The organism is Photobacterium sp. Hal280 (assembly GCF_037162255.1).
Classification (GTDB): domain Bacteria; phylum Pseudomonadota; class Gammaproteobacteria; order Enterobacterales; family Vibrionaceae; genus Photobacterium.
This window is the reverse complement of the sequence record NZ_JARLUO010000005.1, coordinates 1,435,092-1,447,669: the sequence shown is the minus strand read 5'-3', so window position 1 is coordinate 1,447,669 and position 12,578 is coordinate 1,435,092. Positions and strand designations below refer to the sequence as shown.

Below are 12,578 nucleotides of genomic sequence, written 5' to 3'. Positions count from 1 at the left end.
CACAATCTTTGTCTCATGAAAACAAATTAAGGTCTATCCGGGCCAGATGTCGGCTTTCTGAGGTAAATTACGTAATACACCAAACCAACCAGGACGCTTCCGCCAAGCAAATTTCCCAGAATGACAGGGATCAGATTACTGATGAGGCCCAGCCACCCCACAGAACCGGCCACTGCGCCCGTATCTGAAAATGCCTGAATGAACATGGCCAATGGAATAAAGAACATATTCGCAATACTGTGTTCAAAACCCGCCGCGACAAAAGCAGAGATCGGAAAAACAATCGCGACCGCTTTATCAATAACACTTCGCCCGGCCATTGCCATCCAGATCGCCATACAAACCAGGATGTTACACAACACTCCGCGAAAAAATGCGCTCCAGAACGGTAAGCTGCATTTGGCTTCAGCGATCTGCAGATAACGCTCTGCAATAACCCCGTGATTCATTTCTGTATGCCCAGAGGCATACACCAAGACGGCCAGTCCCGCCGCGCCGATAAAGTTTGAACCACAGACCACCAACCAGTTCTTCAGCAGTTCAGCCGTTGAAATCTTTTTATCAGCCCAGGCCATCGCCAGTAAGTTATTTCCGGTAAACAACTCAGCCCCGGCGATCACGACCAGCAACAGCCCCAGTGAAAATGCAATCCCTCCTAACAGTTGACTGGTGCCAAACCCCAGACTCGCGTCAGACTTGATTATCACAAAGTACAAGGCCCCCAAGCCAATAAAGGCACCCGCCAGAATGCCCAGCATGACCATAGACAGCAACGGCAGGCGGGCTTTGATCACGCCTATACTGTCCACTCTTTCAGCGATTTGTTTCGGTGAAAAGGCATCAAACCCAAAAAGATCAGCCATGGTTCACTCCGGTCAAAGATGCACGGTCAAACAAGCTAAGCGGAAGCAGAAGACGTCGAATATGCCACTTATCCACCTGAAACTGAGGATTTTTCAGGCGAATTTGTCATGGCTAAGTGTAGTACAGATGGGAAATATGACGTTAAGCGAAGCCGGACTCAAATGGCGCCAGAGTCACAAGTCAGCCTCTATCATTTTGTGTATCGCCTGACGCCAGAAAAAGCGCAGCTTACATTAATCCTGAAAAAGCGCCTTCTTTCTTCAGAAGGCGCTGTTATTCCATCGGCAAACTTTCAGGCGCTATTTCACGGACAGCTTATCCGCCAGATCCTGCGCCAGTGCAACCATGGTCAACGTCGGGTTCCAGGAGCCACCCTGTGGCCAGAGTGCACCGCCGGTAACATACACATTGTTGGCGCCTTTAAACCGGTAGTCTAAATCAACCGGGGCGTCCGGCTGAGCGCCGATATGCAGGGTTGAACTTTCATGCACTGGTGCATCCACCCGAATGGCTGCGGCATCCGGACGGGCCGCTGCCCACTCGCCCTGATCCGGGCTGCCATGCCAGTACTGCACAGCCGATTTTCCTTTCGGCGACAACACGGTTTCCAAAATACCGAAAGTGGCTTCGTCCATGGCCGTCCAGGTTTGTTTGTCTCTGCCGTTTTCTTCGATCTGCAGCAGAGAGTTGGTTGTTAAATTCGAATCATCGCTGTTTTGCAGGAACCAGCTGCCCGGGTTGGTGTAATCCAGCTCTCCCAGCACAGCACAGACGAAAACAACATAATCTTTCGAGGTCAGCAGTTGCGCCATAGAAGCTGTCGCCACGACATCAGGCATATAACGCAATGCTGTGGGCGAATTCACGACCGGGTTCTCATCCCACAAAGCAGACAGCTGGATATGGAATTGCTGCTCATAACTGTTATTCGCAATACCGGCCACATAGCAGGCCCCCAGCTCCAAACGACCCAGATCGGCAGCCGGATCCAAGTCTGCCTTTGGCACGCGCGCAACAATCGAGCTGATAAAGTGCGCGGAAAAGCGCTGCCCCAGGCCCGGATATTCAGGAAATGAATTTCGCAATAACGTGGTCGGTGGCAAGGTTCCCATGGCCAGAACCAGCTTGGCAGAACCCAGGGGCAGGACGCCTCTTGATGTCTGCAGCGCTGTCGCTTGCGGTGTGCCATCCACCTCTTGCTGGATGATTTTCTCAACCACACATTCAGTGACGATATCGAGTTTCGCCCCTTTCCCTGCTTTAAACAGTGCGGCCTGTGTTTCTGCCAGTTGCAGAATATCGCCTGGGGTAGAGAATTTCTGAAAATCGATCCCGTTAACATTTTCTGACGCAGAGGCCAGCGGCGCGGCTTCAGTGCGGTAAACACCCTGAACAGAAGTGCCGGATTCTTCCAGCAGGTGCTGAACCTTTCGCTGTAATTCCCCGTAAACCGGGCGATTACCCGACACAAAGGCTCTCTCCTGCTTACTGAGCCCGCTGTCTATCTGATCAGCACTCTGAACCCTGAGCAACCGTTCTGCAGACTCGAAGTTTTTTTCAGCCGCGGCAATGGTTTCTTCCGGCCAACCAGAAAACTCATTTTGATTGGGTCTGGGACACCAGGCACTCCACAATGTGGAGCGTCCGCCAAAGAAAGGCACCATCCCATGTTGCCAGTGGATCGTTCCTGCCAGACCCAGCTGATTTTTGGCCGACATGGTCCAGGGAAAGGTTTCCGACAAGCCGCCCAGGGTATCCTTAAATGGCAGAGGCAAATTCTGAAAATGCTCTGGCAGGAAAAAGGGCCCCCGCTCAACCATTAAAATCCTTGCGAAAGGATTGGTTTTCAACGTTCGCTCTGCAAACGCCAAGGCGCAAAACCCGGTGCCGATCACCACGAAATCATAGTCATTCTCTTCCCTGGCTTGCTTCCATTGGGCGTTCGACAGGAAAAAAACATGATCCATCACTTTCTGACCATCCGGATTCTGTGGTCCGGGGGTTGGATATCCATGTTGCAGTTTATTACTTGAAGCCGCTGTTCCCATCAGACATTCCTTTTCTAGGTGAAGTGAAACGGCACGGCTGTGCCATGCCCTATTCTGCTCAGCATGATGCTGTGACAAACAGTGCATAACGAATAGGAAAGCATGGTTGGAAATGACAATTTATTTTTTACCCAGGAAGACGTTTATATCTAAATTTCAACCCATGTTGGAACGGCAGAGAGAATGAGATGCGTCAGTTACATGCCAGTGTGATGCGCAGCGACAAGAAAAGTCATCACGGCAATCGCCAGCCAGTGATTTCACACACTGGCTATCGCGAGGAAGGTCGCTGAGATAACTGCGGCAGAAAGTAAAAAATACCAACGCTTTTTAGCCGGCGACCAGGTTATTCATCCAGGCTTTTGAACGTATCCGTAGGCTGGAACCGATGATTTTCACCACTTCTTCCAACACCAGCATGGCGTACACCCATTCCAGCGGAAGTTTCAGCACAAAGGCACAAAATGCGGTCAGTGGGATCCCTATCATCCATTGCGCCGCAATATCCTGATAAAAGCAGAAACGAATATCACCACCTGCCCGTAACACCCCCACGATCATGGTCATCGGCAGGCTTTTCACGATCATACCGACGCAAAAAATCATGAAGAAATGTTCGGTCAGCTCCCGGGTTTCCGGCGTCATGGCAGCAAACAAGTCCAGCACCGGATCGCGGATCAGGAACATGAGCCCTGCCGTCACCACAGCAAAGCCAAAATTGATCACTGTGACGGCCCAGGCCTGCCGGTAAGCCTGCTCCATGTTGCTACCGCCCAACTGATTGCCAATCAGCACGGCTGACGCATTGGAAATACCAATCAGCATCGCCAGCGCCAGTGACTCGATAGGCGTCATGACGGACAAGGCCACCAAACCATCAACACCAGCCTGTCCGATAATGACGTGATACATGAAGATCCCGCCCGCCCAGGCAAGATGGTTCAAGGTCGTCGGCAGCGACAGTTTCAGAAAGCGGTTGATCATCTGAGCATTCAGGACTTCCGGAAACAGCGACCAGCGCAGCGCAATCGGGTGAGCCTTGAGATGCAGATAACCAAATAACAGCGCGATTTCAACCAGACCGCTGATGGCCGTTGCCCATGCGGCACCGGCAATGCCATAAGCCGGCATCCCCAGATGACCGAAAATCAGGACCCAGTTCAGGAACAGGTTCAGCGCAATGCCTACGGCACTGAACAGCGTGCTGATCGCCGGCTGATGCATCGCCCGTAACCCCACAGAGACACTGCTGCCCCACGACACAGCGTACAAACTCACGGCGGTAATTTGCAGGTACTCAGCGCCCCGCGCAATCACCTCAGGGTTATTCGTTGCTAACCCGATCACCTGCTCAGGCAGCACCAGAAATACCAGGGCCGCCAGTGTGGCGACCAGGGTTGTCATGGTCAGCGTCAGCGCAACACTTTGCTTCATGCCATGCTGATTGCCCGCGCCCCAGTACTGGGCCGCCAGCAGTGCCCCGCCCGTCGTCACACCAAACAGCATAATGGTGACAACAAACAGTGCCCGGCCAGCAATACCAATGGCCGCCACATCCAGTTCATTGAGCTGGCCCAGCATCAGAATATCGACCAGACTACGGCTGGAAAACAGCATCACCTGTAAGGCGATCGGAAAAGCAATCGCCAGCAGGCGACGGACAAACACCCCTTCAAATAAAGGAGAAGCAGATGGCGACATAGATATTCCTGAAAAATAGGAGAGCACAAGAAAAGCAACTGGCCGGTTTTGATACTGGCCCTTTCAAATCACAAGCTGAAATCACGAGTGAATGACAACCAGAACCGACCTGTTATTTATGCGATCTGACAGGCTACAAACTGTGATAAACCTAAAAAATATAAAAAGTGCAGCGATCTCGCTGCACTTTAATATCTCTTACTCAACCGCTCGCGTGGGGAGTTCAGGAATATAGTCACCTGCATTATCGGGATAAAGAATATATTCACCGTGGTATTTCACCAGCGATTTATAGTCAGTAACTTTGTACAGCAGTAATCCTTGCTGATAGGCCAAGTCAATACATTGCTGGATATTACCACGAACATAAACAGACAATGGCTTAGCCAGTTTTCCTGCCTCGTCAAAGGCTTCTTTGAACTGCTTCGCACACACCACCAATGACGCCTGACCATCGGTGTGGTGGGTCACTTTCCGGTTCACTTCGTATTCTGTCGCCACCACCCAATCGAGCTGCTGCAGCGCACTGTACAAGGCATCCAGTTGCTCAGCCTTCACTGCACTGGTGGTGCCCTCCTGGTTCAGCACGCCCGATAATGCCCAGCCAAGATGTTCAAACTTCAGCTTCAGCTGTGCCTGCTTACCCATACTGCGAGCCATCTGCTGCCAGCCCAGCAAGGTTTTCGCCACACAATGGTCATAGCGTTGCTGCTTAATCACTTTGGTGATCCAGGCACTCATGAAGTGCGTTTCGCTGACCGGATTATTGGGGGTTTTGCCTGCTGTAACAGAAGACTGCAACTCAGCCAGACCTTCATTCACCAGTTTGTTCAGCTCTTGATAAAACACAGCCATAATAGTTACTTTCAAATACTCTTATTCAATCACAGGTAATCAGGCGTCTTTCGCCAATCCCCAATAAAACAAGCAGGCTAAGACTGCGCAAGCGGCCATCGTTCCTGCCAGCGGCCAGGCTGTGGTATCGGGCATCGCTGCTACAATACCCCCCACCACAGTCCCTGTGCCGAAGCGCATTGTACCAGCCAATGACGACGCCGTACCCGCCATATGCGGATACTTGGCTAACAAACAAGCCATTGAATTACTGGCAACAGTAGAAATCGCGCCCACAAACAGCATTACCGGTACCACGACACCCCACAGGCCGAGTTCAAGCACTTGTCCTGCAATCAGCCCCGCCCCGGCAATCAATTGAATGATCAGACCCAAACGCAGCATAAAGTGCGAGCCCATTTTGCGGACCAGCTTGCCGTTCAGTGTGGTCATGACAATCAGGCAGATCACATTCAGGCCGAACAACAGGCCAAAGTTTTCCGTACTGACATGATAAAGATCGATGTACACAAAAGAGCCGACGGTCAGAAACACGAACATGCCTGCAAACGAAAAACCGCTGCTCACCACCAGACCGAGCGCGGGGGCGGATGTCAGCATCCGTGCATAGTTCCGGAGTGTAGAACCTAGATGAAACGGCAGTCGTTTCTCAGCCGGCAGGGTTTCGGGGATCATTTTCAGCACGGCCAGAATCACAATCACTGAAACCAGTGCCAGAAACCAGAAGATGGAGCGCCAGCCGAACCAGACGGACAGGTACCCACCTATCATTGGCGCGGCCAATGGCGCAATTGTCATCACCAAGGTGACAAAAGACATGGTGCGGGCGAACTCTTCCCGTTCAAACATATCCCGCACCAGCGCCTGAATGATGACGGCGGCAGAGGCACCGGCAAAGCCTTGTGCGGCACGGATCCAGGTCAGTTCATTAATGTTATGGCTCATTGCACTGACCACTGCCGCCAGTGCAAACAACATGACACCGATGATCAGGACCGGACGCCGGCCGTAGCTGTCTGAAAGCGGGCCATGAATCAGCTGTCCAACGGCAAAGCCTGCGGTATACGCTGTCAGGGTTACCTGCACCAGGCTGGGGCTCACGCCCAGATCTTTTGCGATTGTTGGCATCGCAGGCAGGTACATATCAATTGCCAGCGGGGTGAGTGCGGCAATTGCCCCCAGAATGAGGATCAGCGAAAAGCTCAGGCCAGGACTGTCAGATTTATTCATAAACCACTTATTAGCATATTGAAAAGGAAAGGGAGTGATTGTACGACAATTTCCGCTACTTATATCTTTCCCGACAGGAAATGATAAGTTTCTTTTTCTGGTGTACTAGCGAAAAATTGTGATGAGCGTTATCACAAAGATCAATTATTGACCAAAAATCTCACCTATGTTGCCTGACAGCGAATTTTCGCTGTTTTTTCTCTGGCAACCTGAACTGAACGAATATCAGGTACTAAAAAGGCGTCGGTAGCTTTACAACAGGCCCGACGCCTTCTCGCTTTAGCGCTCAGTCGTTTTACCACTAAGTCGCGACAGCACTCAGTAGCTAAACCACTCACAGATTAAAAGCTGGCGATTTCTTCTTCGGTCAGGGGGCGATATTCACCAGGTTCCAGGTTCTCATCCAGCACGACAGCGCCGACCTGCTCGCGGTGTAACGCCACCACTTTATTGCCGATTGCCGCAAACATGCGCTTCACCTGATGGTATTTCCCTTCAGAGATAGTGATCAGTGCCGCGCACTCCTCAAGAATCTCCAGTTTTGCCGGCCGGGTCAGATCTTTCTCGCCGCGCAGCTGTACCCCTTCTGCGAACTCGTTGATTGCAGAGGCCGGAATCGGATCGGCCGTTTCCACGTAGTACACTTTCTCGCAGACGTGTCGCGGCGAGGTGATGCGGTGTGACCACTGGCCGTCATCCGTCAGCAGTACCAACCCTGTGGTATCGGCGTCCAGTCTGCCCGCCACATGCAGCTTTTCCGGGCTGACTTCATCGAGTAACACAAAGACGGTCGGATTAAAGTCATCCACATGCGAACACACGTAACCCTGAGGCTTGTTCAGCATAAAATATTTCGGGCCCGTCATGTGCAGCGTACTGCCATCAAACTCAACGTCACAGTCATCCGTGATTTTCAGCGCACCGTTTTTGACGATGTCGCCATTCACTTCTATTCTTTTTTCTTTGAGTAATTTACCGGCTTCCTTGCGAGTAATTCCCAGGGCGGTACATAAAAATTTATCAAGCCGCATTGCAGGCTCCGAGTGGTGCAAAAGCGCCATTATAAAAACCTGGACTGCGTGATGCACGAGAAATCTCAAACCTGAGCCGGCTGAAGCAATATCACTAATTGCAACCCCTGATCACAAATTTTTACATCGCATTGCCTGAACTGCCACTAAGCTCAAAAAGTAGAACATTTCTCCATTTTCACGGTCTTCACTTATAGACAGAGGGCATGAGTTATCCGTATAAACACCTTGAACAACTCACCACTGTGCCATGAAAACACCGAACAACTAAGGTTGACTTATGAACATCTCACTTGTAGCGCCTAGCCTGTCTTCTGTGGACATGCTGCTTACACTAGTTGGGGAACTCTTTGAATATGAAGTCCTGCCACAAAAGCGCGAGCAAACCACACAGGCAGTGCACCAGATGTTGAACAACCCTGAATTGGGTCAGGTTTGGTTTATAGAAATTGAACATGAAGGCAATACTATGATTGCCGGTCATATTATCCTGAGTTACAGCTTCAGCCTTGAGCATGGCGGACGAATCGCCCTGATTGATCAGTTCTACCTGAAATCCGAATGGCGCCAGCAAGGTATAGGCACTGAGCTGATGCCTCAGATTGAACATCACTGCGCAGAAGCCGGTGTGCATGCCCTGACTCTTGAAGTGAATATTGGTAACAAAGGCGCCCGCAGCTTCTATGAGAAGCACGATTTTATACCGCGCCGCCAGTTCTGCATGATGACCAAAACCATCAAACCGTCAAAGTTGCCACTGAATATGGCTTCCTGAATCTGACATGAAAACAGGGCTCTGCACAACGAGCCCTGTTCACACCCACCACACCAAGACTTGTCTCCCGCAGTTCAAAGCCGTTACACTCCTGTTCGCTGTTCATCAATCAAGCCAAATCCATGTATACCCTGCGTCCTTATCAGCAAGACTGTGTGAAAGCCACAGTGCACTACTTTCGTAAACACAGCACACCAGCGGTGCTGGCACTGCCGACCGGTGCCGGGAAAAGCCTGGTGATTGCTGAGCTGGCCCGAATTGCCCGTGGCCGGGTACTGGTGCTGACGCACGTGAAAGAACTGGTCGAGCAAAATCATGCCAAGTATGAAAGCTACGGCTTAAAGGCATCGATTTTTTCTGCCGGATTAGGGCGAAAAGAAACGGATCAGCAGGTGGTGTTTGCCTCGGTACAATCCATGGTGAACAGTCTGGATCAGTTTGATGCGGAATTCTCCTTGTTGGTCATCGATGAATGTCACCGGGTACCGGATGATGAAAACAGTGCCTATCAGCGGGTTATCCAGCATCTTCAGCGTATCAACACTGGTATCAAAATTCTTGGCCTGACCGCAACCCCCTACCGGCTGGGTATGGGCTGGATCTACAAATACCACACGCGAGGACAGGTGCGAACAGAGCAGGATCGCTTCTTCCGTGACTGTATTTTCGAGCTGCCTATTCGCTATCTGCTGGATGAAGGCTTCCTGACCGAACCTAAAATCATGGATATGGCAGTGATTGGGTATGATTTTTCCAGTTTGAAGCCAGCCAATCATGGCCATTACCGCGAAGCGGATCTGGACGCTGTGATTGCCAAATCCGCACGCGCGACGCCCATGATTATTGAGCAGGTCATTGATTATGCTAAAGACCGCAAAGGCGTGATGATCTTCGCTTCTACGGTCAATCACGCCAAAGAGATCATGGGGTATCTGGCCGGTGAATCTGCCGCGCTGGTGGTCGGCGATACCCCGCTTGAAGAGCGGGACCGGATCATCACAGATTTCAAGAACCAGCAGATCAAATTTCTGGTCAATGTCTCTGTACTCACCACAGGCTTTGATGCCCCGCATGTGGATCTGATTGCCATCCTGCGCCCGACAGAATCCATCAGCCTGTACCAGCAGATTGTTGGTCGCGGTTTACGGCTGGCCGAAGGAAAAACAGACTGCCTGGTGCTTGAATATGCCGGGAACTGCTATGACTTGTACCAGCCGGAAGTCGGCGATCCCAAACCGGACAGTAGCAGTGAAGTCATTATGGTGCCCTGCCCGGCTTGCGGCTTTAAAAACAGTTTCTGGGGCAAACTCGATCCGGCCGGGTTTCTGATAGAACACTATGGCCGTCGTTGTCAGGGCTATTTTGAAGATGATGACACCGGTGAGCGGGAAGAGTGTGGCTACCGTTTCCGCGCCAAATACTGTGAAGCATGCGGTGCAGACAACGACATCGCCGCCCGGCGCTGTCATCAGTGCGATGCGGTGATGGTCGACCCGGACAAAAAACTACGTGACGCGCTGAAACTCAAAGATGCGATGATCATGAAGTGTACCGACATGCAGCTTGAGCCAGGTAAAAACCAGTACGGCAAGCCTCAGCTGAAAGTGACCTATTTCAGTGAAGAGGACGGCCAGATCAGTGAAATCTGGCAGTTGACGAACAAAACCCAGAAATCCGAATTCCTGAAGAAATTCATCAATCCGCATCTGGTCGATCGCCATCGGCCCTTTACCGAGACCGCTCCCACCAAAGTGGCCAGCAACGAGCACCGGCTGCGCCCGCCGGAAATCATTATCGCCCGCAAAAGCGGCCGCTTTTGGGCAATCCGGGATAAGTTGTTCGATTTGGATCAATACAAGCAGTAAGTCTGATGTTCCAGAAAGAAAAAAGCCGCACAGTAATGTGCGGCTCAATTCAGGCAGTTTTTTCTTCAACAATCAGAATGCGTAATCCAGATTCACACCCCAGTTACGGCCTGGCTGTGTATGGCGGTCTAAGCCTTCTTCAGTCGACTTATAGCCTTCAACATCCTGATAACGCCAGTATTTTTTATCGAATGCGTTAAACAGACCTGCACGCACCATCAGATTTTCAGTCGGCGTATAATACGCAGTCAGATCAACCACAGTGTAGCTTGATGCATCAACATTGGTGTCACTCGACCAGTCTGAGCCAGATTTCGATGCAACATAAACCGCGTTGATTTCACTGCCCCAGTCACCACTTGGCGCGTCATAGCCAAGCCCCACAACTGATGTAAATGGCGAAACAGAATCTAAGGCCTCACCCGTCTTCTTGTCTTCGCCTTCCTGATAAGCCAGAGAGACTTTTGCGTAAGTACCGCTTGGCGCGTTCAGTGCTTCGTCCAGCCAGAGTTCAGACGCGAATTCCGCACCATAAATCTTGGCTGCATCTAAGTTTTCATTGCTGATAATTTGAATACCGCTGACCACCTCAGTTTGGGAAGCAATGAAATCTTTATAGTCGGTGTAAAAAGCCGCGATACTCATTGAACCGATGCGCCCCTGTGATCTTGCACCGATTTCGTAAGCAAGGCTTTTTTCTGGTTTCAGATTCGGGTTAGCAACAATTTTGTAGCCATGTGCCCTGTTATCTTTATCTTCATACATTTCACCAAGGGTTGGTGAACGGAAGCCCTGACTGATCTGAGCGTAAGTATTGAAACTTTCCGTCCAGTGATATACCGCCCCCAGACGCCCCGTCACTGCATCACTATCATGATCAGGCAGACCTGAAGAATTGGCAGGTTCAGCCTGATAGTTGTCGTAACGGAGACCACCGGTCACGACCAGTTGATCCTGCATTAAATACAGTTGATCCTGCAAGAAAATACCGTATTTCACGGATTTTGCATTGGGCACTTCTACCGGGCCAGGTTTCACGGTCCCTGAATCCAGGAAGTAGTCTCTATAATCCAGCTCGAACTCATTTTGTACAACACTCAAACCATAAGTCAGCTCATGACGAGTATCGGAGAATGCAACAGCTTTATTAAACTGCGTATCAAACTGAATGCTGGAGTCTTCACCGCTACGGTAGCGATTCCGATGACCATATCTATCCGTATGATCGTAGTTATCATGTTTACTCTCACTACGCTGCCAGTTCAACGCCCAGTTTACGGCATCCGCAACGGCAAGATTCGCCTGCCATTCGTGGGTCAACCCCAATCGGATCCGATCATCTTCATCATGACCACGCACATTGGTGTACACAAAACCCGGCATGAAAACACCGCCAGCATCGTAATTTTCCTGGCTCAGGATCTGGGCATCTGTATCACGTGTATAATATTCAGCAACCAAGCCGACCCGGTTGGTGTCGTTCACCTGAACATACACTTTGCCAAGCACGTTATGTGATGCAAAAGTCAGCGGGTTCGCCTGCCCACGACTGTTGCCTTCAATATCAGCCCCATCGCCATGCGCTTCTGTTTCATGGCCATCCCGATAGGTATAAATCAGCAAACTTTCCACAGCACCGGTACGATTCGCCGCTTCAACGGTTGCTTTGTATTGCTCACTGTCGCTCGCATAACCAGTTTTGACAGCCAGATGATTGTTCTCTCCAGTCTGTAATACATCTTCAGGATTTTTCGTTCTCAGCAAGACTGTCCCCCCCATGGCATCACTTCCGTACAGACTTGAGCCAGGGCCTTTACTGACTTCAATCGCTGTCAGCGTGTCAATTTCAATGCCGTTAGAGAATTTTCGCATCTGGTCGGCACCCGGATTATAACCCGCCGGTTGCTCCACATTATCAACCATCACTTTCACGCGATTTCCGGAAACACCGCGTACAGTGAAATCAGAAATACCAAAACGGCCATTGCCATTCACCTGAACACCTGGCTCGTATTTCAGGGCATCTTGCAGATCATTGGCCAGATTCTTTTCCATATCTTCAGCGGTGATCTTTGATACGGAGCCCGGGATATCTTTAATGCTTTGTTCAGTTCGTGTGGCTGTGACCACAATTTCATCTGTGTACGCTTTTTTTCCTGAGCATGCAATGAAGGAGAAAGGGCCAGCAATACAGAGCTGGCAATCAGTG

9 protein-coding genes are annotated in these 12,578 nt (G+C 50.8%); 2 read left to right on the top strand and 7 right to left on the bottom strand.

What is annotated here, in order from left to right; all coding sequences use genetic code 11:
* Positions 1 to 26: 26 nt before the first annotated feature.
* The 6 genes from P4S53_RS16140 to rsuA all read right to left on the bottom strand — a co-directional run bounded on the left by P4S53_RS16140 (position 27) and on the right by rsuA (position 7,729).
* Positions 27 to 863: a formate/nitrite transporter family protein gene (locus P4S53_RS16140; protein ID WP_337113459.1), complete on the bottom strand. Its 837-nt coding sequence runs from the start codon at positions 861 to 863 to the stop codon at positions 27 to 29.
* Between the two features lie 300 nt (positions 864 to 1,163).
* On the bottom strand, positions 1,164 to 2,912 hold the full coding sequence (locus tag P4S53_RS16135) for a GMC oxidoreductase (RefSeq protein WP_337113458.1): 1,749 nt from the start codon (positions 2,910 to 2,912) through the stop codon (positions 1,164 to 1,166).
* A 330-nt stretch (positions 2,913 to 3,242) separates the two neighbouring features.
* Positions 3,243 to 4,613, bottom strand: coding sequence for an MATE family efflux transporter (locus P4S53_RS16130; protein WP_337113457.1), 1,371 nt, complete (start codon positions 4,611 to 4,613; stop codon positions 3,243 to 3,245).
* 198 nt (positions 4,614 to 4,811) lie between these two features.
* A complete protein-coding gene (locus P4S53_RS16125) occupies positions 4,812 to 5,468 on the bottom strand; it encodes a DUF2913 family protein (RefSeq protein ID WP_337113456.1) in 657 nt (218 codons plus the stop codon).
* A 39-nt stretch (positions 5,469 to 5,507) separates the two neighbouring features.
* A complete protein-coding gene (locus P4S53_RS16120) occupies positions 5,508 to 6,698 on the bottom strand; it encodes a Bcr/CflA family multidrug efflux MFS transporter (RefSeq protein WP_337113455.1) in 1,191 nt (396 codons plus the stop codon).
* A gap of 341 nt (positions 6,699 to 7,039) precedes the next feature.
* Positions 7,040 to 7,729: a 16S rRNA pseudouridine(516) synthase RsuA gene (gene rsuA, locus P4S53_RS16115; RefSeq protein WP_337113454.1), complete on the bottom strand. Its 690-nt coding sequence runs from the start codon at positions 7,727 to 7,729 to the stop codon at positions 7,040 to 7,042.
* A 280-nt stretch (positions 7,730 to 8,009) separates the two neighbouring features.
* On the opposite strand from rsuA, the gene P4S53_RS16110 reads away from it, so the two are divergent.
* Both P4S53_RS16110 and P4S53_RS16105 read left to right on the top strand, forming a co-directional pair.
* On the top strand, positions 8,010 to 8,504 hold the full coding sequence (locus P4S53_RS16110; RefSeq protein WP_337113453.1) for a GNAT family N-acetyltransferase: 495 nt from the start codon (positions 8,010 to 8,012) through the stop codon (positions 8,502 to 8,504).
* A 122-nt stretch (positions 8,505 to 8,626) separates the two neighbouring features.
* The gene (locus P4S53_RS16105; RefSeq protein ID WP_337113452.1) at positions 8,627 to 10,369 is read left to right on the top strand and encodes a DEAD/DEAH box helicase; all 1,743 of its coding nucleotides are present in this window, start codon (positions 8,627 to 8,629) and stop codon (positions 10,367 to 10,369) included.
* 72 nt (positions 10,370 to 10,441) lie between these two features.
* Here P4S53_RS16105 and P4S53_RS16100 read toward each other — a convergent pair whose 3' ends face one another.
* Positions 10,442 to 12,538, bottom strand: coding sequence for a TonB-dependent hemoglobin/transferrin/lactoferrin family receptor (locus P4S53_RS16100; protein WP_337114511.1), 2,097 nt, complete (start codon positions 12,536 to 12,538; stop codon positions 10,442 to 10,444).
* Positions 12,539 to 12,578: the final 40 nt, after the last annotated feature.